We start from the raw sequence: 26,289 nt of genomic DNA, 5'->3' as shown, positions 1-26,289 counted from the left end.
AAAACAAAGCGCGGACATGGCCTCTTGCGATTTCGCCCGTCACGCTTTGGCGGTCATGGCGCTGGGTCGTGCGCTGTCCGTCACCTTTCGGTAAACGAGAAGCGTCGCCACCAGACCGCAACCACCTGCGAAGGCCAGCCAATAGCCCGGTGCCGCCTTGTCGCCAGTCTCCTCAATGAGGTAGGTGGCGATGGCTGGCGTAAAGCCCCCAAAGATCGCGGTTGCCAGCGAATAGGCCAGCGAAAAGCCTGCTGTTCGCACGATTGGCGGCACGATTTCGGTCAGCGCAACCACCATAGCGCCGTTGTAGCTGGCATAAAGGAAGCTGAGCCAAAGTTCGGCGATCAGCATGCGTTCGAAGCTCGGTGCAGCAACGAGCCAGGCGATCACTGGATAAGCTGTCACCAGCGCGAGCGCCGAAAAGACCACGAGGACAGGCTTGCGTCCGATCCGATCGGAAACAGAGCCCATGACCGGCAGCCAGAAAAAATTCGACAAGGCGACGCAGAACGTCACGAGAAGACTGTCGGTTTCCGAGAGCTTGAGGACGGTCTTGCCGAAGGTCGGCGTGTAAACGGTAATGGCATAGAAGGACACTGTCGTCATGACGACCATCAGCATACCGAGCAGGACGATACCCCAGTTGGCCGCAAGCGTCTGGTATACCTGCGTCATTGTGGGGCGATGTTGACGGGCTGCAAACTCCTGCGTCTCTTCAAGCGAGCGCCGAACATAAAACAGGAACGGAACGATGCCGCAGCCAATGAAGAAGGGTATCCGCCAACCCCATTCCGACATTGTGCTCTGCGGCATCAAAGAGTTCAACGCGTAGCCCAGCAGGGCCGCGACCATGATGGCAACCTGCTGGCTGCCCGACTGCCAGGATACGTAGAAGCCCTTTTTGCCGGGCGTCGCCATCTCCGACAGATAGACTGAGACGCCTCCGAGTTCCACACCTGCCGAGAAGCCCTGCAACAGGCGGCCAATAAGAACGAGAAGCGGCGCGAAGAGACCGATGGTCTGCACACCGGGCACGAAGGCGATGAGTACCGTGCCCAGCGCCATGATGCACAGCGTGACGATAAGGCCCTGGCGGCGGCCGATCTTGTCGATATAGGCTCCAAGAAAGATCGCACCGAGCGGTCGCATCAGAAAGCCGGCGCCGAAGGTCATGAAGGTCAGCATCAGTGATGCGACTTCATTGTTCGACGGAAAAAAGGTCTTGGCAATATTGCTGGCATAGATGCCGACAAGGAAAAAGTCGAACATCTCAAGAAAATTGCCGCTCGTTACGCGCAATACGGTGCCGACGCGGGATGAGCGTGTACTTGCTGTCATATTCTTCTCCCTATGCATGAGACTCACCCCGTTTGGGGTCCTCCGGTCTTCATGCGAACGGTCGCGCGTCAGTCGTATCAGCCCCCGTCGCTTGGCGACAGCGGGGCCACGACCTGCAGCTCGACCAGACTGATTTCTAACCGCTTACATCGGAATTCCTGTCACCATCCTGTCACGGCGCCTGGGCGGGCAAGAAATTGTCTTGTCGCACACCCGTCCTCCATGCTTGATCTAGGCCGAAGCAGATTGTGACGAGGGAGGAAGGCATGCGGGTCCTCATTGTAGAGGATGACCCGTCATTGGCGCGCGGGATTGTTTCGGCGCTCGTGGCCGCCGGCTACGCGGTTGATCGTGTCGGCAATGGCCGAGACGGGCTCGCTGCCGCCCTTGAGGAAGACTACGCGCTCGTCGTGCTTGACCTCGGTTTGCCGGAAATGGACGGGCTCACGGTGCTGAAGGCACTGCGGCAGGCTGGTTCGTCAACGCCGGTGATGATCCTGACGGCGCGCGACGCTATCCCCGACCGGGTCGCCGGGCTTGATGTCGGAGCAGACGACTATCTCACCAAACCCTTCGCGCTCGAGGAATTTGAGGCGCGTGTGCGCTCGCTCGTCCGACGCGGCCAAAATCAGCCGAGCCCGATCCTCAGCTGCGGAGCGCTTTCTATCGATCGCAATTCCAGCACGGTAACGCTCGCTGGACGCACTCTCTTCCTGCGTCCACGAGAATATTCAGTCCTCGTCCTTCTTCTGAGCCGCGCGGGGCAGGTGGTGCAGAAGGAGCGCCTTGCCTCAGCGATTTCCAACTTCGACGATGCACTCACGCCTAATGCTGTGGAACTGCATCTCGGCCGCCTGCGCAAGAAGCTTGAGCCGCACGGCCCCAACATCCGTACAATCCGCGGGGTCGGCTATATTCTTGAGGTTGAGTGAATGAATGCGAGCGCGACGCCGTCCATTCGTCGGCGCCTTCTGCAAAACATGGTGCTGCCGGTTGCGGTGCTGGCGATCGTCTTTGGCATCGGTGGCGCCTTTTTGATCCACAGCGTTGTCAGCCTGACACAGGATCGGCTGCTCGATGCAGCACTCGTCTCGATCATCGACCGCGCGACCGCGCAGGGTCCTGCGCATCTCGACAACACGCTGGTACAGGGCGCTATCGAGATCTTGCGCGACGATGCGAATGATACATCTGCCTATTGTATTTCAGATGGCGCCAGCTTTCAGCGCGGCGATCGGGATCTTTGCGCACTGGACACGGGAACCGCACCACTCGACCGAATTGTACATGTGCCGGCCGATCTGGATAACAACCAAGTGCGCGTTGCGATGACGCGCCGCATCATTGAGGGCTTTGGGCAACCCCTTACCTTCAGAATGGCAGAGACCCTCAACAGCCGACTCAATATGGAAGCACGGATGCTGGTGGTCCTCGTTCTTTTCGAGGCCGTCCTCCTCAGTGCTGCTGCCATTCTCTCTTACATGGCCATTCTGCGCGGGCTTCTACCGCTCACCGAGATCAGTCAGGAGCTTTTGGGGCGGGCTTCCCCCGGCGCTGTTCCCTTTGCCCGCATCGATACCGCGCGGGTGCCGGAAGAGACTGTGGATCTTGTTTCAGCGATCAATACATTGATGGAGCGCCTGGATGAAACGATTGCCGGCGTGCGCGATTTTACTGCCGATGCCTCCCATCAGTTGCGCTCGCCACTAGGGGGCCTCAAGCTGCATTTGGAACTTCTGCAACGGCAGGCCGCGGGCCAGGACAATCTTCTCGCAACACTGAGCGAAGCACAGAACGGCGTCACCCGCCTGCAACGCATGCTTCAGCAATTGATCGTGCTAGCGCGCGTCGATTCCAAGAGCGACACGGTCGATCTCGATCAGCGCGTCGACCTCAGCCGACTTGCGGCCGACGTCCTGGCAGAGCAAGCGCCTGAAGCTCTCAACCGCAATATCGATATCGTGCTTGAGGCGCCCGACGATCCCGTCAACGTCACGGGAAATCCACTTCTTATCAAGGAAATCATTGCCAACCTTGTCGATAATGCGATTGCCCATAGTGCAGACGGCGATTGCGTCACTGTGCGCGCAAGAGCGGAGGCGGCCACAGGAATTATCGCAGTTGAGGATGAAGGGCCGGGTATTCCCGAGGAAGAGCGTAGTCGTGTCTTCCAACGCTTCTACCAGATTGCCCGTGGCAACGCGAAGCCGGGTTCAGGTCTCGGTCTTGCAATCGCGCGTCGGATCGCCGACCTCCACGGCGGCTTGATCACTCTCAGCGACACCGCTTCAGGCCGCGGCTTGAGCGCCCGGCTCAGCCTGCGGCTCTCTCAAACGAAGTCGCCGGACTGACCACGAGAGCCTATAGTGGCAAGGGATAGCGCATCGGCCATCTCGCCGGATCTAGAATGCCACCTCTGAGTATCCGGGCTGACACAACCTGCGTTCTGTCACCCAAGATATGTTGATAGTTCTCCTCATAATTTGTTGACGGGCCGGATTTTTGTGTCCAGAAGTGACGTCTTATCCAGTTCTTAGAATTTGGCGACAGGCTGAAAGGCGTGTGCGGTGACATATCTTCACGCAATGCAAACCGAAATCCAGGGCATCCATGCCGTTTCACCTCCAAGGTGGCGTTCACTGGATGGCATCGTCGGTGTGCACTGGGAGGCTGAAGGTCACGCGGGCGCAAGTGGATATTACCTTTCGCCAGACCCCCGCATCATGCTGTTCTTCAAGGAAGTCAGCAGCCATATCCGCGTTTCCGATCAATCGTCTCGCTTCGATCGTTTCGAACGGGGATTGGCGTCCGCGGTTTATGTACCTGCCGGCGTGCCGTTATGGACGAAGTTTACGCGGCGTCATCGTTTTTCGCACCTTGATTTACACCTGCACCAGGATCGCCTGATGCGTTACATCGCTCCAATCGTCGGGTCTTCTGCTGCTCGTGCCGTCTCAAAAAGACCGGTTGAGCTCAAAGAGGCCGGACCTTTGATCAGTCTCGCCAATCTGGTTGTCGATGAACTGGACGAGAGCGCCAGACACTCTGCTTTTGCAGAAAATTTGATCGGCAGCATCGTAACAGGCCTCCTTGATCTACATGCGGCTGACGAGGAAAAGACTGCTGCAAGCGGGCGCCTGACCCAAGCTCAACTGAACAGGCTTTCAACCTACTTTGCGAATTGCGGTGGTCGACGTCTAACCGTGCGAGAAATGGCGGACGTCGTCGGCCTGTCCGAAAGTTGGTTCGCCACCGTCTTCAAGCAAACCACTGAGATGACTCCGCTGCAGTGGCAGTTGTCACGGCGTATTGATCTTGCCAGACGCATGCTGAGCGACACCAGCGTGAGCATCGCCGATATCAGCGCGCAGCTTGGCTTCTCAGATCAGGCGCATCTGACCAAGGTCTTTCGCAGCCTCACTGGCGAAACACCGGCCGCGTGGCGACGTAAACACCCTTCAGAGTGAGAAGTCCCGGTGGCTTTCACCGGGACTATGACTGCCTACCAGGTCTGACGGAGCGTCGCGTAGATGGTGCGCCCGGGATTATAGTAGAGTGCACCGCCGTCGTTGTTGGCAATGTGCTTCTCATCGAAGACGTTGTTAACATTCAGCTGGAAGCTGGTATTCTCCCGAATGTTGTAAGAGAACGAAGCGTCGAAGACCACCGCTCCCTTTGATTTGCGCGTGTTGAGGTTGTCGAAGTAGTAGGCGCCGGTGAAACGCGCTCCAGCTCCAAAGGTCATGTCACCGCGCTCGCCACTTCCTTCCAAGGTGTAGGTGCTCCAAAGAGATGCCATATGCTCCGGCACCTGGGCAAACCTCTTGCCGTTATAAGTTGCGCCAGTGTCCACAATCTTCGAGTCGATGTAGGAGTAGGCACCGATCAAGTTGACGTTGGATGTGAGCTCGAGTTTTCCTTCGAGATCGAAGCCCCGGTGGCGGACTTCTTTCACGGTATTCGGCAGGTAAACAGGCGCCTCGTAGGTGGTGATGTTTTCCAGCGTCAGATCATAAATGGAAGCCGTAATGAGGGCCGGCATTGAATCCGGCCGATATTTGATGCCGGCCTCATATTGCTTGCCATAGGTCGGCTCGCTTCCCGCGCTCGGAGGCGCTACCGACTCTGCATAACTGACATATGTCGCAAGCTCATCTGTCAGCTTATAACTCAGGCCGATTCTTTTGCTCAACTCGCTGTACGAGCCACTCTCAGCTGTGCTGTTTGTGGGATCCACATCTTTCAGATCAAGCCAGTCATTGCGTAGCCCGAGGCTTGCAGTAACGCGGTCGCTGAAAATCAGGTCCTGCTGCAGGTAAATCCCGCCATTGACCTGATCCTTATTCGAGCTGCTAAACGGCGCCAGCGGACCGGGTCCGCCCGCAAAAACGGGATTTGCAAAATCAATCTGTGGTGCAGCAGTATAATAGTTGGCGCCTCGAGAATTGAAGTTGCTGTAATCGGCCCCGACCAAGGTGCGGCTTTCAACCTGCTCAAACTCGGTTTCGTAAAGGAGATGGGCATCTGTAATGAAATGCTCAGCCGAACCGTCGCTGCCGAAGTAGTCGCGCTTGACCATGGTATCTGCGGAATCGCCTGCACCCAAGGTGTCATAGATGTAGGTGTAGCCAAAGCCGTTTTTCGACTTGCTGTAGCGCGTGTTCGAGCCAAACGACAGACCATTGCCGAAATCGTGCTCCAACATGACGGAGTAGGTGTTCCGGTTCGTCGTATCGTAGTTGTAGGACGGCTCGCCGAAGAAGCGGTCGCGGTTGAAGTCTGTGGAGAGTGGGTGACCGCCGCTGCTTGGCGTGCCATCACGGTCCAGATGGTCGAACACGAAGGTCAGTGAGGTCGCATCGGTCGGCCGCCATGTCAGGCCACCTTGAACGAAGTTCTCATCATTGTTCGAGAAGTCGAACTCACCGTCCGAGCGCTCGAATTTCCCCGTCAGTCGGTAGGACAGCGTATCGTCTTCGGTCAGGTTGTCACCAAAATCGAAGCCCGCCTCCTTGTGTGCGTAGGAGCCCGTGGTGCCGTATATCTCGCCGAAGCGCTCGCTGCGCGGCTTCTTCGTCACATAATTGATTGCGCCACCCGGATCCGAAACGCCAAAGCCTGTGGAATTGGCACCCTTCAGCACTTCCACCCGCTCAAAGCCATAGGGTTCTTCCTTCACGCCGGTCCAGGTGCGACCCACCATCAGGCCATCGCGATAAGTGAAGGGCGTAAAGCCGCGAATCTTGACGTAGTCGTAGCGCTCGTCCGAGCCATAGTAGTCGGTGGTTACGCCAGCGGTATATTGCACCACCTGTTCGATGCTATCGGCCTTGCGCTGTTCGATTTCCTTGGAGGTGACTACCGACACAGTCGCAGACGTGGTGAAGATTTCGCCCGGCATCTTGCCGACGGCACTTGATCGTTCCGCGACAATTGACTTGGAGTCATTGTCCGACTGGCCACTTCCCTGGATGGTAATTGTCTCCAGCACTGTCGCATCGCCGTTCGTCTCCTGCGCCAATGCGAATGCCGGCAGCAATGCGATGACTGCCGTGCAGCCAAGAAGGGTTGCGGTGCGATACCGCAGGAGGGCTTGTGTCTTGCTGTGGGAGGGAATGGCGCTGATCATGCTTTCATCCAGTCATTGGCGTTCCGATACTCCGCCAATGACCTAGTCATCGTCTGGAGCCGACCGACATCGCGCCACCCGCACATGGGATGCGAAGGAAGGCTGGCGCCGGTCAAACGCCCTTTAACTGGATAAATTAAATCCAGTATTGTATATATCTCTCTTTTGTAAAATCCCCCGGAAAATCAAGCCTGGTGACGCAACTGGAGGCCCAAATTGCTTGACCTTCCGACTTTAAGCTGAGACTGACGGTCAACTTAATGAGAAAGGAACAGGACCATGCGGATCAAACTTCATCAACTCGCGCCGCTTGCAGCCCTGCTCCTCAGCATGAGCGCACTACAGACCGCGGCAGATGACGCGGCTGGCTTTCCGCTCGACATCAAACATGCGCTTGGCACGACGACGATCGCGAAAAAACCAATCCGCATCGCAACGGTTGCCTGGGCCAATCACGAAGTTCCGCTTGCGCTGGGGATTGTCCCCGTCGGCATGGCGGCGGCCAATTTCGGTGACGATGACGGTGACGGTCTGCTGCCATGGGTCTCGGAGCGCCTTAAAGAGCTTAATGGCAATCCGCCGCGCTTGTTCGATGAAGGTGACGGCATCGATTTCGAGGCGGTGGCCGAAACGCAACCAGATGTCATTCTCGCCGCCTATTCCGGCCTGAACAGAAACGACTACGCGACACTGAGCCAGATCGCGCCGGTGGTTGCCTATCCCCAGGCGCCGTGGTCTACCGATTGGCGCGAGACTATCCGTTTCGATAGCGCCGGCCTGGGGATGGCCACAGAAGGCGAGACACTTATCTCGGACATCGAGATGAAGATCGCAGCAGAGGTTGCAAAATATCCGGAGTTGAAGGGCAAGTCTGCGATGTTCGTGACACATCTCGACGCTACCGATCTCAGCATTGTCAACTTCTACACATCACAGGATACACGGGTTCGCTTCTTCAAGGATCTGGGTCTCTCCATGCCCAAAAGCGTGGCTCAGGCATCGTCCAATGGCAGCTTTGCTGGCTCAATCAGTGCAGAGCAGATCGACATGTTTGACGACGTCGATATCGTCGTCACCTACGGCAATCAACAACTTGTCGAGGCAATGAAGGCCAATCCCCTTCTCGCCCGCATGCCGGCTGTCAAACACGATGCCATCGTGACTTTGGGTCGCGATCCGGTCGGCACGGCAGCCAACCCAACGCCTCTTTCCATCACCTGGGTCCTGCCTGCCTATGTGGCCAAGCTGGCGGAAGCGGCGAGAAAAACGGAATGAATGCCCGCCGTATGCTGCATTTGATTCAGCAGCCGACGCTTACTCTACCAAGGCACACCAACCTCGTATGTCTCGTCGCGGTTCTCGTGGTCGCGACCATTGTGGCCATCCTTTCTCTTATGGTAGGGACGCGTGATGTAGCGCCGTTCGAGGTGTTGGCTGCGATTGCGGGGGACACGTCCACTCTGGATCGGGCAGCCGTGGCGACGCGAATACCGCGAACGGTGCTGGCGCTGATTGCGGGTGCCTCACTCGGATTGGCCGGAGCCGTGATGCAGGGCATCACCCGCAACCCCTTGGCCGATCCCGGTATTCTGGGAATCAACACGGGCGCTTCTCTTGCTGTTGTCGTCGGGGTGGCCTGGTTCGGTACAAGCTCCGCTCACAGTTTCATATGGTTGGCAATTTTCGGGGCGGCAGCAACCTCCGTCTTCGTTTATACGATCGGCTCAATGGGACGCGGAGGCGCCACGCCTTTGAAACTGGCTTTGGCGGGCACGGCAACAGCCATCGCCTTTTCTTCGCTCGTCATCGCCATCGTTCTGCCGCGGGCAGATATCGCAGGTGGAATCCGTTCCTGGCAAATCGGCGGCGTTGGCGGGGCGACTTTCGAGCGCATGGAACCGGTCTATGGCTTTCTGATCATTGGCTTCGCGCTTTGCCTGCTCTCCTCCAGAAAGCTGAACGTGCTCGCCCTCGGCGACGAACTCGCTGCCGGTCTCGGTGAAAACGTTGCCGTCGCGCGGATTATCGCGACAGTCGGCGCGGTGATACTATGCGGCGCAGCAACCGCCGTGTGCGGGCCCATAGGTTTTGTCGGTCTGGTGGTTCCACATGTCTGCCGGCTTCTGGTCGGTGTGGATTACCGCTGGCTCCTTCCATTCTCCGCACTTGGCGGCGCGATCCTTCTGACAGTGAGCGATATTGTCGGTCGCCTGGCCGCACGCCCGTCTGAACTGGAAGTGGGTGTTGTGACCGCTTTGGTTGGTGCGCCGTTCTTTATCTTCATCGTCCGTCGACAGAAGGTGAAGCAACTATGATTTACGCGTCCACCCACCCGACTGCTGGTGGATCGATCAGAGAGAGCCGGAACCGCCACCTTCGACGTCGCCACACGCTGCTGGCCATCATGGCGCTGACCGTCCTCGCCGGGTTTTGCTGCTCCCTCACCTTCGGCCAAACATATGTCCCTTTTTCGGATGTCATCCGCATCCTTGCGGGCGAAACCGTGCCGGGCGCGGGCTTCACTGTCGGCCAGCTGCGGCTGCCGCGCTCAGTGCTTGGTCTGGTCGCAGGTATGAGTTTCGGGTTGGGCGGAGCGGCATTTCAAACCCTCTTGCGTAATCCGCTCGCAAGCCCCGACATCATCGGCATCACGTCTGGCGCCAGTGCAGCGGCTGTCTTCTCCATCGTTATTCTCGGCATAGGCGGTCCTGCCGCCTCCGTCTTTGCTGTGGTGGCAGGCCTCGCAGTGGCACTGCTTGTCCATGGCCTTTCCTATCGCAACGGCGTCTCGGGGGCTCGGCTCATTCTTGTTGGCATCGGTGTTTCTGCCATGCTTGAGAGCATGATCGTCTATATCCTCTCACGCGCGCCTGCCTTCAGTCTTCAGGAGGCCATGCGATGGCTTACCGGAAGCCTGAATGGCGCAAAGCTCGAAATGGCAGGTCCCCTGCTTCTCGCCCTTCTCATTTTTGGCAGCGTTCTTCTGGTTAAGGCACGTGATCTTGAGGTGATGCGAACCGGTGAAGACACAGCCACCGCACTTGGCGTCAACGTCTCATCAACCCGCCTTCTGGTGATCGTTTCCGCCGTGGGACTGATTGCAACAGCCACTGCCATAACCGGACCGATCGCCTTTGTTGCCTTTCTGGCAGGTCCGATTGCCGCTGGCATATTTGGACGCCGCCATTCGACCCTCCTTCCCGCCGCACTGTTTGGCGCAGCGCTGGTTCTGGCAGGTGACTTTGTCGGGCAATTTCTTTTGCCCAGCCGATATCCTGTTGGTGTCGTGACTGGCGCACTCGGGGCGCCCTACCTCATCATCCTGATCATTCGAAGCAACCGCCAAGGAGCTGCCTCATGACTGATCCCCGCCTCGAGGCCGCAAACTTGTCCGCCGGCTATGGTGAGAAGCAGATATTGAAGGGTCTGGACCTGGCTATTCCTTCCCGCCAGATAACTGCCGTTGTTGGGGCAAACGCCTGCGGGAAGTCCACGCTGCTCAAGGCCCTTTCGCGCCTCATCGCGCCGCAACAGGGCGAGGTACTTCTCGACGGGCGTGCCATCCACCGGCTGCCAACGAAAGAGCTTGCACAGCGGCTAGGGCTTTTGCCGCAATCACCCATTACACCCGAAGGCATTACGGTCATGGATCTGGTCAGCCGGGGACGGCATCCCCATCATGGTCTTTTCGCGTCCTGGACCAAAGATGACGACCGCGCCGTCGCCGATGCGCTGGTGGCAACGCAAACCCTGGAACTGGCAGACCGACCCGTCGATGAATTGTCTGGCGGCCAAAGGCAGCGAGTCTGGATTGCGATGGCACTCGCGCAGCAGACCGAAGTGCTGCTGCTGGATGAGCCGACCACATTTCTGGATGTGAGCCATCAGATCGATGTCCTCGACCTCTTGACCGACCTGAACCGGACGCGCGGCACGACCATCGTGATGGTCCTTCACGATCTCAACCTCGCTGCGCGTTACGCGGACCACCTTGTCGCCATGCTGGAAGGGCGGCCTTTCGTGGCAGGCCCGCCCCAAACTGTGCTGACGCAGGATCTGGTTCGAAACGTCTTCGGACTGGAGAGCCAGATCCTTCTCGATCCGACATCAGGCCGGCCGATGATGCTCCCGATCGGTCGCCATCATATGCAAGCCCGTCACGTTCCATTTATGCAGGCAAGATCATGAACACACTACACCCCTCAACCCTTTCCGGTGTCGCCTACCCCGCTGACGTCAATGCAATGCTTGCTGAGATCTGCGAGCACTTCGTTGAGCACTCTGACGTTGTTGTATCGGAGCAAGGTGCATCGCTCAGATCTGAGGATTGGGCGATCGATGTAACCACCGCCGATGAGCGGTTGATGATCGAAATTCGAACAGAGAACGACCAAATGCTCGCGGCAACACGCACGATGTTTGCCGAGCACCTGTTCTATTTCGCCGGCGATGAACCGTTCACTCTTGAATGGTCAATACCAGCGCCAAAGGTTCGCCCACCCGGCTTTCACGAGGCAACGGTTGTCGGTTCCCAGATTGTTACGCCGCGCATGCGGAGGGTCATTCTGGCGGTAGACGATGTAACCCCGTTTGTCGGTGGCGACATGCATGTGCGTGTGCTCGTTCCGCCCGTCGGCCGGGTACCGGTTTGGCCAAAGCTGCAGGAAAACGGCCGCATTGGCTGGCCAGAAGGCGAAGACGAACTTCTTGTGCGCGTCTATACGATACGTTCGGTGGATCAAGAGGCCAACCACGTCAGCATCGACTTTCTCCAGCATCCGAAGCCTGGCGTTGCTACCCCCGGCGCCGACTTTGCGCGAGACGTAGAAGCTGGGCAACGGGTGGCGCTGATGGGTCCGGGAGGTGGCAGTTTGCCGGCAGCGAAGTCTATCCTCTTTTCTGGCGATGAAACCGCCTTGCCAGCAATCGCAAGGATGGTGGAGGAAGCACCGGTTGGTACCACGATAAAGGCGATCATCGAAGTCGAGGATGCCGGGGAAGAGCAAGCGATCAGCCACGGTGAACCAGTTTCAGTCGAATGGCTGCATCGGTCTACCTATCCGCAAGAAGGCAGCGGAAGCCTTGTCGAGCGATTGAAAGCGGAAATAGATCAAACCTCGCGGGAGACATTCGTTTGGTTTGCCGGCGAGAAATCGGATGTTCGCACTATCAAGCGCTATCTTGCTGAGAAGGACCGTGACCGGAAGCAGCAATACGTTGCGTGGTACTGGCGCAACGAGGATTGACGGCGATATCGAACGAAAAGATGCTGCGCCCGTCACGCTCACGCGTAAAGCCCGTTTGGGGCAACGCCACGGGCCTAACATCCAGGTCTGCTAAAACGTAAGAAATCCGCCGTGATATGATAGCCGTAATCCAGTGGCGATGTTACAAATGCCCGGAAAAGCATCGGAAATTGGACGCGTTATGCCCTGGCTTCTTCCTGAGGATGGTATCGACCCTTACCGGACGAGAGTGATTGTTTTTGGAGTGGCCAGACGCTTGAAAACCTATCGCTCCGGCACCCATGGCAAAACGCAATTGCTCGTCAGCAACAATGCGGGGTGTTCAAACCGAGAGTCCGGGCGATGAAGATTTTGGTTGCAGAAGACGATGAGACGATGGCGGGATATATCCGCAAAGGTCTCATCGAACAGGGGTTCTCGGTCGATTGGGTGAGCGACGGTCGCGAAGCGCTGACCTATTGCCTCTACAACAGCTGCGATCTTGCAATCGTCGACAGGATGATGCCTGGCCTCGACGGGCTTTCTGTGGTCAAGGCGCTCAGAGCGTCAAAAAGTTCGCTGCCGGTCATTTTTTTGACCGCAGTCTCCGACCTCGAAGACAAGGTAGAGGGGCTGATGGCAGGCGGTGACGACTACATCGTCAAACCGTTTCACTTTTCTGAGCTTCTCGCCCGCATTCATGCCCTGTCCCGGCGTCCGAAAGAGAACAGCCAGAAGACGGAGCTCATTTGCCACGATCTCAAGCTTGACCTTCTCAAACGCGTTGCGGTTCGCCAGGGGCAAGTCATCGATCTGCAGAACAAGGAATTCGCACTGCTCGAACTCCTGATGGAAGCGGAGGGCCGGGTCGTGAGCAAGACGATGGTCCTGGAAAAAATCTGGGATTTTTCCTTCGATCCGGGAACGACGGTCGTGGAGACCCATATCAGTAAGCTGCGCCAGAAGATCGACAAGCCCTTCGATACAGCGTTGATCCAAACCGTCCGCAACATGGGATACCGGATACGTGCGCCTCACTGATCTTATGTCCGGTAGTTCCTTTCGGACCTCAGCCAAGGTCGCGATAGGCGTTCTTGTTCTCATGAGCCTTGGCGGGACGCTCTTCATCGGATCGGTGACCAAGACCCTGCGGGATGCCACCGAGCAGCAGACCCTGGAGGAGGCTGTCCTTCTGAGCGACGTCTACTCCGCGGAGGGACGCGACGGCTTGGTGAAGGCAATCGGTACGCTGAGCAACCTTGTCAGCAGCCAGGACCGCATCTCCGCAGTCTATGATAAAAACGGGGTCAACCTGGCAGGTGCCGATCTCACCATGCCGGACTTCATCGGTGTCCGCGACACCACGCTGCAATCCCTCTCGACCCGAGGGAGCGAAGGCCATTTTGTGGTATCGGTCCAGAAGTTTAACGATGCAACGCTTGTGGTCGGCCGAAATCTCAAGGCCGTGGACGAGATGCGCGTTTACATGATTGCCGGCCTCGTGGTCATGACCTTGCTGTTGACCTTCGGAACATTGGTTCTGGGTCTGTTGGCAAGCAGTAAGAGTTTTTCGAAACTAAGGTTGATCGAAGGCGTTCTGGGGCGTGTTGCAAGCGGCGAATCGGATGCGCGCGTACCGATCGTAGAGAGAAAGGATCAGATCGACCGCATCTCCATTCAGATCAACGCCAACCTTGATGTGCTCTCCCGACTGATGGCGAGCATGCGCGCGACAACGACTGCGATCGCCCACGATCTGAAAACCCCGCTCGCCCGCGTCGGGCTTTTGCTGAACGATGCGCTCGACGCAATCGAGGCCGGCCGCGATCCGCACCCGCAAGTCGAGCGGGCACTCAACGAGACCGGGTCGCTTAACGAGATCATCGACACAATTCTCCGCATCACCCGCATCCGCGCCGGCTCGCCACGCAAGGACATGCAGTTGAACGACCTTCGCGGTCTCGTCGAGAATACGCTCGAATTCTTCGCACCGCTCGCACAGGAGAACGGGCAAACGCTCGAATTCCAGGTCGGGGAAACCGAAGAATACCTGCTTTTGTGCGACAAGAGCATGGTGCAGCAGATGCTCGCCAACATTGTTGGAAATGCCATCGTGCATGGAGGCTCCGGCATTTCGATCCGGGTTCGCCTTCAGGACAGGCCTGAGACGATCGACCTCATCGTTGAGGACACCGGCGGCGGCATCCCCGCCGGTCAACGCAACGAGGTCTTCGACCTGTTCAAACGGCTCGACAGCGCCCGCAGCAAGCCGGGCAGCGGTCTCGGCCTTGCGCTCGTCAAGGCGGTCGCCGATCACCATCAAGCCGTCATCACGCTTTCCGCGACCGATCCCACCTGCGCTGATAAACCGGGCTTGCGCGTCACCGTCTCGTTCCCCAAGCGCCAACTTCAACAATAATTATAGAACGCGGCAAGCTGCCTCAAACTGCGTCGCCTAGTGTCTTAGCTGTTCATCGACTTCGGGAAATGAACCGTGAAAGCAAGAGCCGACTCGGGCCGTCCATGCTGGAAGAACTGCTCCCTCTTCAGCATATCCCGCGGAGATTGCACTGCAAGTCTACGTCGCCAAAGTGGCGAACGGACGCCTTGTAGCTGCCCCTCGCCGGTTTCTTGCTTCCATCGACGTCTTGACCCTGAAACCGCGGCGCCTCGGCAAAAAGCCAGGCCCGATTGCGAGGCACTCTGATGACCATGAATACACTTCGAACCGCAGCCCGCTCGAACAACGCCCTTGTCGATGCGCTCCGCGACCAAATGAACAAACGTATTGTCGGCCAGGAGACGTTTATCGACAGTTTGCTTCTCGGCCTGTTCGGTGATGGACATATTCTGCTGGAAGGCGCACCGGGCCTTGCAAAGACAAAGGCCGTCAACACCTTGGCGGAGCTTATCGAAGGCGAGCCGTGCCGTGTCCAGTTTACCCCGGACCTGCTTCCCAGCGACCTGACGGGAACCGAGATATATCGCCCGGAAAAGGGAACCTTCGAATTCCATCCCGGTCCTCTGTTTCACAACCTGATCCTTGCCGACGAGATCAACCGCGCACCCGCCAAGGTGCAGTCGGCGCTCCTGGAAGCCATGGCCGAACGCCAGGTCACCGTTGCCGGTAAGACCTACCGTCTACCGCAACTCTTTATGGTGATGGCAACCCAGAACCCGATTGAACAGGAAGGCACTTATCCGCTACCGGAAGCTCAGCTCGACCGTTTCATGCTGCATGTCAAGATCGACTTTCCCTCTCCGGAAGCCGAGCGAGAGGTCCTGCGGATCGTACGCGGCGAGGCCATGGCCGAAACTGTGAAGTCTACCTTCCGGGTGTCTCAACGGGAAATCTTCGAGGCCCGGCAGGCGGCTCTGAAAACCCATGTCTCGGATGCGCTGACCGACTACATCATTCAGCTGATCCAGGCGACCCGTCGTCCCCAGATGTACGGCGCCGACCTTGCGCATCAGATTTCCTATGGCGCTTCGCCCCGCTCGACCATCGCTCTCGACCGTTGCGCTCGCGTGCACGCCTGGATGAACGGTCAGGATTTCGCCACTCCGTCCGACGTGCAGGCCGTCCTGCATGACGTACTGCGTCACCGCATCATCTTGAGCTTTGAGGCCGAAGCGGAAGGCAAAACCGCCGACGCCTTCATCGATGCCCTGATCGACAGGGTTCCTGTTGCTTGAACAGTCGGGAGACCGTCATGACAGACCAAGACCTCAAAGGCATTGTCGCGACCCTGCCCGAACTTGTTCGGGTGCGGCCACAGCGCGGCTTGACCGGCTTTGCACCATCCGGTCGCGTCGCGACCCATCAATGGGGTGCCAACCGCTCCGTTTATCGCGGCCGCGGTATGGAATTTGCCGAAAGCCGTCTGTACCAGCCGGGCGACGACGTAAAATCCATCGACTGGCGGGTCACTGCTCGCACGGGCCAAACCCACACAAAGCTCTTCCAGGAGGAGCGGGAGAGGCCAATCGTCATTCTGACCGACATGCGCGCGATGATGCAGTTCGGCACCAGAAACCGATTCAAATCCAATCTGGCAGCCGAAGTGGCTGCCATGATGGCCTGGACCGGACATGACGGCGGCGATCGTGTCGGCGGCCTTGTGATGACGCGCGACGGTCTGCGGGACTTTCCCGCGGCCAGAACGCGGCGCTCGGTGCTTGGACTTCTGGAAGCGTTGTCGGAAGAAACCCGACTCGAGCGGCCTTTGGGCACGGAGGCGACCATGGCGAACGCCCTGCGCCGTCTGCGTCACCGCAATCGGCCAGGAACTCTGGCTTTCGTTATCAGCGACTTCTCCGATTTTGGTGACGAAGCGGAGACCGAGCTCCGGCATCTGGCGGTGAATGCTCATGTGACCAACATCCACGTCAGCGATCCCTTCGATGCCGCTCTACCACCGCGCGGCGGACGCCTGACCGATGGCGAACATGCCTTGGCCGTCTCGGCGCTTGGCGGACGCAAACTCGAACGCTACGCGCATGAATTCGAGGCGCGCAAAGAGCGGCTGGAAACCGTCAGCCGGCACCACGGCATGGTGTGCCATTTCCTGCAGACACCGGATGATCCCTCCTGGATCCTCCATCCGCATCTCAACCGGAGTATGGCAGCATGAGCACGCAACTCACTCCACAAATGCAGGCTGAGCTTGCTCAGCTTCGCGACATTCATCTGCCTCAGCCAATCGGCTGGTGGCCGCTTGCGCCGGGTTGGTGGGCCCTCATCGCCCTTGTCTGCATCCTTAGCGTGGTCGCCCTCGTCTGGAGCCTGATGCGCCGCAAGAGCGCTCGTTTTCTGGCACTTCGCGAGCTTGAGGCGATCAAGCCTGACAAGCCGGACGAATTTCTTACGCAGATCTCTTCCCTGCTGCGACGGGTTGCCCGCCGCCACTCGGCCGGGGCCGATGTTTTGACCGGCGAGGCGTGGAGCGCGTTTTTGATGGAAGGCAAATACGGAATGAGCAGCAACAGTGCGACGCTTCTGGCCACCGGTCCCTACGGTCCGCCGGCCAATGAGAATTTCGAACCGGAGGCGCTGCGCGCCGAGACCGCCACCTGGATCAGGAGGAACGGATGATTACCTTTCTCTGGGCATTTGCCTTTCTACTGCTGCCGCTGCCCTTTGTGCTGCGCTATTTCCTCAAACCCGCTGACAAGGGATTGGGCGGTGCATTGAAAGTGCCGTTCTTTGCCAGCCTGTCGCGGGACCTGGGAGGTCGGGCAGACCGCACCTCGACATCGTGGTGGAAGCTCGCTGCTGCTTCGCTTGTCTGGTTGCTGATGGTGACGGCGCTCGCCCGTCCGGCCTATGTCGGACCGGAAGTGCCGCTACCTGCCGAAGGACGCGACATCATGATGGCTATCGACCTTTCCGGTTCCATGGCCGAGCAGGATTTCGCCGTGGGCGGCAGGCCCACCACCCGCCTCAACGTGGTCAAGGATGCGGCTGATGCTTTCATTAAAAGCCGCAAGGGTGACCGCGTTGGCCTGGTTCTCTTTTCGGATCGCGCCTATCTGCAAGCGCCTCTGACATTTGATCGGGAGGCCGTCCGCAAGCTTCTCGATGAGGCCCAGGTCGGGCTGACCGGTCAGCAGACGGCAATTGGTGACGCCATCGCGGTGTCCTTGAACCGTCTGAAGGACAGACCTGCCGAAGGACGTGTTCTCGTTCTCCTGACGGACGGCGCGAACAACAGAGGCGAAATGGACCCAATCCGGGCAGCCGAGCTCGCCAAGAAACTGGGAATCCGTATCTACACGATCGGCGTTGGCGGAGCTCCGATGGCCGTCGACACCGCGATGGGTCGCCAGATGGTCACATCTTCTGACCTTGACGAAGGCGCCCTGCGCAAGATCGCGGACCTGACCGGCGGCCAATATTTCCGGGCGACAGACGTCAACGGCCTGGCTCAGGTCTACCGGTCCATCGACAAGCTTGAGCCGATCGGCGCCGACCCGGTGCATGTGCGCCCCGAAATCGCCCTCTATTTCTGGCCGGCCGGTCTCGCTCTCCTCATCGCCGCCCTTTCCGTGCTGATCGCTACGGTTCCGGCCTTCATCACAAACCGCCCTTTGTACAAGGGTCCCGTAGACAAGGAAGCCTGACATGGAAACCAATCTGTTCCACTTCATGCGCCCGGAATGGTTCTGGGCATTGATCCCGGCGGGCCTTCTTCTGTGGCTCGTCATGCGGTCCCGCAAGAGCGCCACCGGCGGCAACTGGGGCAAATATGTCGATGCGCACCTGCTCCGTTACTTGGCCATGAGCGGCGCAACAGCCCGCGCATCGCGCTTCCTGCCATCGGTGGCAGCGGCCATGCTGGTTGTCCTGGTCACGGCGCTCGCAGGGCCGACCTGGCAGAAGGCTGAGGTTCCCTCCTTTACCGGTGGAGAGCCCGTGGTTGCGGTTCTCAGCCTGGCGCAATCAATGAATTCAGACGATTTGTCGCCGAGTCGTTTGCGCAGTGCGGTCCACAAGTTGCGCGACGTCCTCGCCCGTACAGAAGGCGATGAGCACGCACTGGTCATCTATTCGGACATCCCCTTCGTCGCCGCACCTCTGACAAGCGACAACAAAGTGATTTCTCAGATGATCCCCGACCTTTCCACCAAACTGATGCCCGTACTGGGCGACAGGCCGGATCTTGCTGTCTCGGAGGCGGTCTCCGTCTTGAAGGGAGCGAATGCAACGCGGGGTAAAATCGTGCTGCTCGCCGATAATGCCGGTGATGCGGCAGCAACTGAAAAGGCAGCAGCCGATGCACGCAAAGCCGGTTATACCGTCTCGGTTCTCGGCGTCGGCACAGAAAAGGGAGCCACGTTACAGACGGCAGGCGGTCAGGCCATTACCGATCGCTCCGGCGAAAAAGTAACGACGTCGCTTGATGCGGAAGCTCTTGGCACAGTCGCCAAGGCAGGTGGTGGTGTCTACTCTAGCGTGTCCGCAAACAGCACCGATTTGGACCGCATCCTGCCGAAGACCGAAAAGGCTGAAGCCGCGGGCAAAGCTCAGGACTTTAAAGCCGACAGCTGGGTCGACATGGGCTACTGGCTCCTGATCCTGCCGGTCCTGCTTCTGCCCTTTGCCTTCCGGCGCGGCCTGGTCTTCGCCATCGGACTGATCGTATGCCTGAATTTCGTGCCCGGCCTTTCGACACGGCAGGCCCATGCAGGGACTTGGCAGGACCTATGGTCGACCTCCGACCAGCAAGGCAAGAAGGCTTTCGCATCAGGAGATTTCAACACGGCATCTGGCAAGTTCGAGACACCCTCCTGGCGTGGCACTGCAGCCTACCGCGCGGGTGACTACGCGGCAGCGGCTCAGGACTTTTCCGAGAGTGCTTACAATCGCGGCAATGCGCTTGCGAAATCCGGCCAGCTGAAGGAGGCGCTTGGCGCATATGACCAGGCGCTGGCTGCCAACCCTCATGATGCGGACACGAAGCACAATCGTGATCTCGTCCAGAAGCTGATCGACGATCAGAAAAAGCAGGAACAGGAGAAAAACAAGCAGCAGCAGCAATCTGGCCAAGGCGACAAAAAGGACCAACAGCAACAGTCTGGTGGCAGTGGTCAAAAGCAGGATCAGCAGCAATCTCAGGGTCAGTCCGGCCAGCAGGATCAAAAAGATCAGCAGTCCGGTTCGCAAGGCCAGCAGCAGCAACAGAGCGCAGGTGGCCAACAGGACCAGAAGCAGGCTTCGGAGAATTCCCAGCAACAAAACGGCGGACAATCCGGCCAGAACAATAAAAAGGACCAACAGCAGCAGGCCCGTGGTTCCGGCAATAAGGACCAGCAACAGCAATCCGCTAGCAACGGTCAAAAGCAGGATCAGCAGCAATCTCAGGGTCAGTCCGGAAAGCAGGACCAGCAGCAGGCCTCTGAAAAGTCGCAGAAACAGAAAGACGGACAATCCGGCCAATCGGGCGATCAACAGCAGTCTGCCGCTCAGCCGGGTCAGGAAAACAGCTCGCAGGAAGGCGCCAACCAGCAAAGCGCGTCGAAAGGTGAACAACCCAAAGACCAGGCATCGGCCGATGCATCAAAACCCTCCGATCAGGCAAAAGCCGGCCAGTCTCCAAAGGCTGAAGCAGAAAAGGCCAAGGATCAAAACGCGGGTGCTGGCCAGCAACAAATGCAGGATGCCTCTGCGACCGAGCCGAAGGGTAAGGACAGTGGCAGCGAGCAGGCAGGCCAGCAGCAAGACAAGACCGGTCCCGAGGGGCTCGCCCAGGCGGATCAGGCCGCACAGGAGGCTGCCAAGGCCCGTCAGCAGGCAAGCGCTTCCGGCAACCAAAGCGGACAAGCCGGCAAGGAAAGTGAAAACCCTCTTTCGAAAATGCTGTCCAGTGTCCTGGAAGGCAATGGCACCGACAAGGGCGGCGAGCGGGTAAAGGCCTCCGTACCCGGGGCTCCGGTCGTCGATCAGGCAGTCGAGCAACAGTTGCGCGAAGTTCCTGACGATCCGTCCGGCCTGCTGCGTGCCCGTATTCGTCAACACTACGCCCAGCTTCGGTCTGGCTCCAACTAAGAGGAAGCAGAACTATGAATTTCAATAGCCTCAAGACCACAGTCAGCGCTGCTGCTCTTTCGATTGCGCTTGCCGTTCCTGCCTTCGCCGCAGGGCTATCCGCCCGCGTGGACAGCGGCACGGTGGCGCAAGGCGACACGTTTCAGCTGACGCTGACGACCAACGGCCAGGCGGATGCAAGCCCGGACCTTACGCCTCTGCAGAAGGATTTTGAAGTCCTGGGCACATCGCAGTCCTCGTCGACGCAAATCATCAACGGAAAGCGGTCCCAAAGCGAAAGCTGGATCGTGTCCCTGTCACCGAAGTCGATGGGCACACCGGAAATTCCCGCAATAACCGCGGGAAGCCTGAGCAGCTCACCGGTCGCTATCAAGGTGGTGGATGCGGGCTCCATGCCCAAAGCCACCGGCACCTCGGCGATCGACCTTTCCGCAAGCCTCAAGGACGGCAACCCCTTCCTGTTTCAGGAAACACCGCTGACCGTGCGGATCGAGACCAGCGCGCCGATAAAGAGCGCCGAACTCGTTGCACCGCAATCAAGCGCATTCGAACTCGTTCAACGCGGAGAAGACAGGGTGAGCCAGGCCACCCGGAATGGGCAGACGGTGAACGTCATCGAGCGCACCTATATGCTCAAGCCCCAGGAAAAGGGTGCAATCGAAATTCCCCCCTTCGTCCTGCGCGGCTCGGTCGCGGACCCTTCAGCGCGGGGCCGCGATCCCTTCGCAGACTTCCAGGGCTTCCCGGGCTTCCCCTCGTCCATGTTCAACGACATGTTCGACAGCGGAAAACCGTTTGCCGTTCGCTCCGAACCGATCAAACTGACGGTACGCGCAGATCCCAACGCCGCCTCCGGGCAGCACCAGTGGTTCCTGCCCGCCAAGAACGTCAAGCTAACCGCCAAATGGTCTCCCGAACACCCGGTCTTCAAGGAAGGAGAAGCGGTAACCCGGCGCGTGAGCCTGCTGGCGCTTGGTGCGAGCACAGTTCAGCTTCCCGACCTGTCCTTCGAAAACACGGATGGCGCGCGCATTTATCTTGATGACACGCAGACGGGCGAGGATCAAACGGCTGACGGCACCGTGGCCAGAAAGGATTTTCTCGTCTCCGTCGTCCCAACCCGTGGTGGTGAGATAACGCTACCGGAGATCAAGGTGAACTGGACCGACAGTGTCTCGGGAGAAGCAAAGACGGCCACTCTGCCAAGCGAGGTTATCAAGGCCGAGGGAACGATACCACCTGCCAACCAAACCGCGGCGGCGCAAAAAGCCGCACCTGCCTCTCCGGTCAAGCCGCAAGGACATCCGGAAAACACCGAGGTCTTGCCCGCCTATATGATTGCCGGTCTGGGGGGCGCCGCGGTTCTGGCCGCACTCGGCGGGGTTGCCCTTTATCTCAGACGAAAGCAGCAAGCCAATGAAAGCCTCCGAAAACCCGTCGCGGCAAATACATCCAAGCAGGAAGAGCGTCCGGACACCTCTTCCGACCGTCGCAAGCAACTGGCTTTGGCGATCAGCAAGGGGAAATCCGGCGATCTGCGCGGATCCTACGGCTGTGTTCTCGCCTGGCGCCGGCTGGCCGGTGGTGACCCTGCCATGACGGATGCAGCCAGAGAGGCAATTGCCGCTTTGGAAAAAGCCGCCTTCGCGCCTGTGGCAGAAGCAGCAGAGGCGAAAACCCACGATTGGCTTAACGTCCTTGCAAGGGAAGACCGCAAGATCGGCAATACGCAGGGCAAGACCTCGTCGAAGCTACCGTCGCTCTATCCGGCCTGAGGCATGACGACCGGGGCCCGCCGGGACCGGCGAGCCCCAGATGGTATGCGATAGCGGAGCATTGCATCCTATAGCATCGGCGCGGAAACCGAACTCGATCTTCGGATAGGCACGATGCGTAGGTTGAAAGAGTTGGAGCGCCGTGCGTCCAAAAGGATGCATGGCGCTCCAAGAGTTTAGAGAACAAGAGGCTTCAACCGAAGCTAGCTTGCTGGAGGGTATTGTGATCAGCATCACACACACGATTTCGTCCCCCGGTTTTAGCCAGGTACAGAGCCCGGTCGGCTTGACGACAAACTTCTGACAGCCCCGCCCGTTGACGAGATGCCCTAGCGATCCCGACGCTGATGGTCACTTTAATTTCCGAGGCAATCGCTGGAAAATGCAAGTCCGCAACCGTCTTTCGAATTCGCTCTGCGTGGAGTTTGGCGTCACCAACCTCTGCTGGAAGGAAAACAACAAACTCTTCGCCGCCCTGGCGTGCCAGCAAAGCTGAAGACGGCGTGGTCGACTGGATCGCTTGGGCCATCATGACGAGAACCTGATCACCGGCAGCATGCCCAAAATGATCGTTCAATTGCTTAAAGTGATCTATGTCGAGAAAGAGGATGGCGTCCCCTTCCTGAAGGCGGGTCGGCACGATCTCGCCAAATGCACGACGATTGTAGAGACCGGTCAGTGGATCGCGATTGGCCAACTGTCTGATCTCGGTCTGCTGACGCTCGCTAATAAAAATCACGATCGAAACTGCTAAGACGAATTTGGAAATGATCATCAGCGAAAATCCGTCGACCACTCCCAGTATTGGGAATGTGTTGAAGCAGAATTCGATGGCCATCGTTAACGAGAGAAGACTGGTAGCCGCAAGCGTCCCTGCAACCAACTTTCGGATAGGAAGCGGTTCACGACGAGCGTCGCGCATGACGACCACTGCTGTCGCAGCAAATGCCAGAAATCCCAAGGACGTAAAGGTTACGGCCCGGTAGGTATTATTCAGATGCAATTGCGTGACGAGACCTGCAAACAGGATCCCAAGCATAGGCACGAAGACAAGCCAGGGATGGAATTTCCGTTTCGGCTTGCTGACGAGAACAAAGGCTGCACTCAGCAGGCAATACCCGAGAACGGCACAGGCTATATTTATGAGGCTGAGAACGCCATAGAGAGCCGGATGAAGCTCAGCATATCCCGCAAGCGTAGAGCCTGCTGCCAGAATTAAAAAGCTTACAGCGAGCAGTCCAACGCCTCGTTCCCCAGAGAAGCTCAGTCGCAAGTATCCTAGGGTCACGGCACCCGCGATATAAGACGTCTTCTGGAGGAAAAGAACAGTCGGAAGATCTAGTTCGGTAGCCATTCAACACCACAATTTTTTCTTGCAGCACTCCTACTCAAGATTGCTTAATCTTTTGCGAAAGCCTTGAAGCGCGGGAATTCGACGCTTTCAGCGCGGCAGTGATGCTTGAAGCAGGTCGCGCAAAAGTGGTCACCGGCTTTGCAAAGAATAAGGCCTGAATCGAGAGGGGCTGATCTGGAAGATCGCGACGCGCATTCGACGAACCGGGAACGCTGTGCCAAGGGTCACCAGCAACACCAAAATATGGTAAGGGTCGGCGGTCCGCCCACGACGACCGTTTCAAGGCGGATCAAAACGAGCCGAGTGCATCGTTGCTCACGCGACGAGCGGATTGACTTTCCTTTCGCGCGCCCGCCCCACGCGTTTCGTGACGCGTATCGCAACAGCATCTCCGTCCGAAAGAGCGCCCCGGACAGCGTGAGTGATGCCGGTCGCAACGAAGTCGGCGTCGATGTCGTCTGCCGCTAGCGGACTTTCTCTGTCACCATCGGTCGCTGGCATGACGATCCCTACCCGCAAAGATGGCTTCTGACGCTTGAGACGGCGTACAGCTTGGCGGGCATGAGCCCTCGACCCTGCGTTCAAAAATGCGATGACGACCGTGTCGATCCCTGAGAGGGGGAGTAGGTTTACGGTCGTACCGCTGACCATGGAATGCTCGGCTTGGGAAACCGTCGCCCCCTGGATAGCAAGAGCTTGCGCAATCATCGAAGCGGCAGCGTCGTCCATCGCGCCCCTGCCGCCAATGCAGAGGACCGATTTCCTCTTGGTTTGCGTCGTTGCGGGATTCTCAGTTGCCTCGACCTGTGCAGCCTCGTCTGGCACTGACACATCGCGTTCGGCCTCTTCCTCGATGGCGATCTCTGCCAGATTGCCGATCAGTGTCTGGGTCGTGGACGCAAATAGGGCAATCTGCGCTTCCGTCATCACACCCCGCTGGCGATCCAACTCACCGAGTTTCAGAGCCGGAAATCCGACTTGCTCGTAGTAATCGAGGAGGTACTCGTCTTCGAGGAAATCTTCGGCGTTATCGGTCGCCTCGTTCGGGTCTCCCGCAAGAAGTCTCTGATAGAGCTTCTCCTGTGGCTGCAGGACGGGCTCGTTCCCCAGAAGAACGTCGAGGAAGCTGAACTGTGGGACATGGCGCCCGAGCACGACGAGGCAGACGGTAAGAGGGGTGGATAGCATCAACCCGACTGGTCCCCAGAGCCATGACCAGAAGATCGCTGAAACGATGATCGCGAGTGGGGAGAGACCAGTATGGCTACCATAAAGCCAAGGCTCGACGACGTTGTTGCTGACGAGTTCCGTTATGATGAAAAGTGCTGCCACCCATGCGACGAGAGACCATCCGGGCGCAATCGCCAGCGCCAGGAAAAGCGGGAGGATCATGCCGATCACCGGGCCGATATAGGGAACGAACCGCAGAACGAGCGTTAGCAGTCCCCAGAGAATAGCGTTCGGAATGCCGAGCACCCACAGTCCGATCGCGATGGGAAGGGCATAAAGCGCGTTTACGACAAGCTGCATCAGGAGGTATTTGCCAACCCGCTTTCCCGCATCCTGCAGCGCTGCCGTTGTCCGGTGCAGATCGCCGAGCCCGACGAGACGGATGAACCGATCGCGTAGCTCCTCACGCTCCAGCAGCATGAAGATGACGAGGACGATGACCAGACCAGCTGTCGCGAACGGGCTGATCAGCGGCAGGATGAAGTTGCCGAGCGTTTGCACCGGATTGGAGCGCGTAATGATTTCAACGGGCATCGGTTCGCGTTTGGACGTTTGTACCGCGGCGCCCTCCTTGCTCTCCTCGGCATTGTCCTGCATTTCCAAGCCGATGCGTTCAACGACCTTGCTGATATGTTCGAGCACGCCGCTGCCGGACCCAGCCTGGCTCAGTGCCTGTACCTTCGCGACGATATTGCGCTGATAGGTCGGAACGTTGTCCGCCAGATTGGCCACCTGTCCCGCGACGATGAAGCCGAAAGCCGCAATCACCAGGAAGGCGCTTGCCACCGCCATGAGGACGGCGGCGATCTTCGGGACGCGACGCTTGCGCAGAAAGCTAACGATCGGAGCAAGCGTGAAGGTCAGCAGCAGGGCAAGCGCGAGGGGAATGAACACATCCTGCCCGACATACAGAATGACCGCGACGCCGATCAGCACAACGATCGTCCGACCAGAAAGGGTTGGCACCTTGAGAGCACCCGATCCACTCGAGATTGCCCCTCCTGCGATTGCGTTTCTCTCGATACCGCTCACAAATCCCCCCACGCGCTGAAAGTATTGCCGTGATTTCCGGCCAGCAGGTAAATGCATCAGCGACGAAACTGATCGGGCGATGGAGAAATAAATTACAGCCAGAGTAAAACCACGTTTCCATATCGTTTCTAGAGCGGAGGTTGCTGGCATTCGCGACA

20 protein-coding genes are annotated in these 26,289 nt (G+C 58.4%); 16 read left to right on the top strand and 4 right to left on the bottom strand.

Annotated elements, in window-relative coordinates:
* Window positions 1-39 precede the first annotated feature (39 nt).
* Window positions 40-1,338, bottom strand: a complete 1,299-nt coding sequence (locus PVA19_RS13165) for an MFS transporter (protein ID WP_274102839.1) — start codon at window positions 1,336-1,338, stop codon at window positions 40-42.
* Between the two features lie 266 nt (window positions 1,339-1,604).
* Between PVA19_RS13165 and PVA19_RS13160 the strand changes: the two genes are divergently transcribed.
* From PVA19_RS13160 to PVA19_RS13150, 3 genes are all read left to right on the top strand, one after another.
* A complete protein-coding gene (locus PVA19_RS13160) occupies window positions 1,605-2,270 on the top strand; it encodes a response regulator (RefSeq protein ID WP_274102837.1) in 666 nt (221 codons plus the stop codon).
* Entirely contained in the window at window positions 2,271-3,689 is a 1,419-nt protein-coding gene (locus PVA19_RS13155) for a sensor histidine kinase (protein WP_274102836.1), read from the top strand. It abuts the gene before it with no gap.
* 216 nt (window positions 3,690-3,905) lie between these two features.
* Window positions 3,906-4,805, top strand: coding sequence for a helix-turn-helix transcriptional regulator (locus tag PVA19_RS13150; protein WP_274102835.1), 900 nt, complete (start codon window positions 3,906-3,908; stop codon window positions 4,803-4,805).
* Window positions 4,806-4,840: 35 nt separating this feature from the next.
* Here the strand turns inward: PVA19_RS13150 and PVA19_RS13145 are convergent, their stop codons facing one another.
* On the bottom strand, window positions 4,841-6,967 hold the full coding sequence (locus PVA19_RS13145) for a TonB-dependent siderophore receptor (RefSeq protein ID WP_274102834.1): 2,127 nt from the start codon (window positions 6,965-6,967) through the stop codon (window positions 4,841-4,843).
* Between the two features lie 279 nt (window positions 6,968-7,246).
* On the opposite strand from PVA19_RS13145, the gene PVA19_RS13140 reads away from it, so the two are divergent.
* The 13 genes from PVA19_RS13140 to PVA19_RS13080 all read left to right on the top strand — a co-directional run bounded on the left by PVA19_RS13140 (window position 7,247) and on the right by PVA19_RS13080 (window position 22,515).
* The gene (locus tag PVA19_RS13140) at window positions 7,247-8,242 is read left to right on the top strand and encodes an iron-siderophore ABC transporter substrate-binding protein (protein ID WP_113178952.1); all 996 of its coding nucleotides are present in this window, start codon (window positions 7,247-7,249) and stop codon (window positions 8,240-8,242) included.
* 11 nt (window positions 8,243-8,253) lie between these two features.
* On the top strand, window positions 8,254-9,282 hold the full coding sequence (locus PVA19_RS13135) for a FecCD family ABC transporter permease (RefSeq protein WP_274102945.1): 1,029 nt from the start codon (window positions 8,254-8,256) through the stop codon (window positions 9,280-9,282).
* A complete protein-coding gene (locus PVA19_RS13130; protein WP_274102833.1) occupies window positions 9,279-10,328 on the top strand; it encodes a FecCD family ABC transporter permease in 1,050 nt (349 codons plus the stop codon). Before PVA19_RS13135 ends, PVA19_RS13130 begins: the two co-directional genes overlap by 4 nt.
* Window positions 10,325-11,155: an ABC transporter ATP-binding protein gene (locus tag PVA19_RS13125; protein WP_062426834.1), complete on the top strand. Its 831-nt coding sequence runs from the start codon at window positions 10,325-10,327 to the stop codon at window positions 11,153-11,155. The genes PVA19_RS13130 and PVA19_RS13125 overlap by 4 nt, the downstream gene beginning before the upstream one ends.
* Window positions 11,152-12,213: a DUF2218 domain-containing protein gene (locus tag PVA19_RS13120; RefSeq protein ID WP_062426833.1), complete on the top strand. Its 1,062-nt coding sequence runs from the start codon at window positions 11,152-11,154 to the stop codon at window positions 12,211-12,213. Before PVA19_RS13125 ends, PVA19_RS13120 begins: the two co-directional genes overlap by 4 nt.
* Window positions 12,214-12,555: 342 nt before the next feature.
* Entirely contained in the window at window positions 12,556-13,233 is a 678-nt protein-coding gene (locus PVA19_RS13115; RefSeq protein ID WP_274102832.1) for a response regulator transcription factor, read from the top strand.
* A gap of 61 nt (window positions 13,234-13,294) precedes the next feature.
* The gene (locus tag PVA19_RS13110) at window positions 13,295-14,611 is read left to right on the top strand and encodes a sensor histidine kinase (protein ID WP_274102831.1); all 1,317 of its coding nucleotides are present in this window, start codon (window positions 13,295-13,297) and stop codon (window positions 14,609-14,611) included.
* 287 nt (window positions 14,612-14,898) lie between these two features.
* The gene (locus PVA19_RS13105; RefSeq protein WP_425532490.1) at window positions 14,899-15,888 is read left to right on the top strand and encodes an AAA family ATPase; all 990 of its coding nucleotides are present in this window, start codon (window positions 14,899-14,901) and stop codon (window positions 15,886-15,888) included.
* A gap of 17 nt (window positions 15,889-15,905) precedes the next feature.
* Window positions 15,906-16,826 carry a DUF58 domain-containing protein gene (locus PVA19_RS13100; RefSeq protein ID WP_274102830.1) on the top strand — a complete coding sequence of 307 codons (921 nt, stop codon included), beginning with the start codon at window positions 15,906-15,908 and terminating at the stop codon, window positions 16,824-16,826.
* Window positions 16,823-17,287 (top strand): DUF4381 domain-containing protein, encoded by a 465-nt coding sequence (locus PVA19_RS13095; RefSeq protein ID WP_274102829.1) that lies wholly within the window; start codon window positions 16,823-16,825, stop codon window positions 17,285-17,287. The genes PVA19_RS13100 and PVA19_RS13095 overlap by 4 nt, the downstream gene beginning before the upstream one ends.
* On the top strand, window positions 17,284-18,315 hold the full coding sequence (locus PVA19_RS13090) for a vWA domain-containing protein (RefSeq protein WP_062426828.1): 1,032 nt from the start codon (window positions 17,284-17,286) through the stop codon (window positions 18,313-18,315). The genes PVA19_RS13095 and PVA19_RS13090 overlap by 4 nt, the downstream gene beginning before the upstream one ends.
* Window position 18,316: 1 nt before the next feature.
* Window positions 18,317-20,740, top strand: coding sequence for a VWA domain-containing protein (locus tag PVA19_RS13085; protein ID WP_274102828.1), 2,424 nt, complete (start codon window positions 18,317-18,319; stop codon window positions 20,738-20,740).
* A gap of 14 nt (window positions 20,741-20,754) precedes the next feature.
* Window positions 20,755-22,515 carry a BatD family protein gene (locus PVA19_RS13080; protein ID WP_274102827.1) on the top strand — a complete coding sequence of 587 codons (1,761 nt, stop codon included), beginning with the start codon at window positions 20,755-20,757 and terminating at the stop codon, window positions 22,513-22,515.
* A 193-nt stretch (window positions 22,516-22,708) separates the two neighbouring features.
* On the opposite strand, the gene PVA19_RS13075 is transcribed toward PVA19_RS13080, so the two are convergent.
* Window positions 22,709-23,869: a GGDEF domain-containing protein gene (locus PVA19_RS13075; protein ID WP_062426825.1), complete on the bottom strand. Its 1,161-nt coding sequence runs from the start codon at window positions 23,867-23,869 to the stop codon at window positions 22,709-22,711.
* Window positions 23,870-24,184: 315 nt separating this feature from the next.
* Window positions 24,185-26,092 carry an AI-2E family transporter gene (locus tag PVA19_RS13070; RefSeq protein WP_443111642.1) on the bottom strand — a complete coding sequence of 636 codons (1,908 nt, stop codon included), beginning with the start codon at window positions 26,090-26,092 and terminating at the stop codon, window positions 24,185-24,187.
* Between the last annotated feature and the right edge of the window lie 197 nt (window positions 26,093-26,289).

Source organism: Agrobacterium sp. CNPSo 3708, from assembly GCF_028674915.1.
Lineage (GTDB): Bacteria > Pseudomonadota > Alphaproteobacteria > Rhizobiales > Rhizobiaceae > Agrobacterium > Agrobacterium cavarae.
This window is presented reverse-complemented; position numbering and strand designations above follow the sequence as displayed.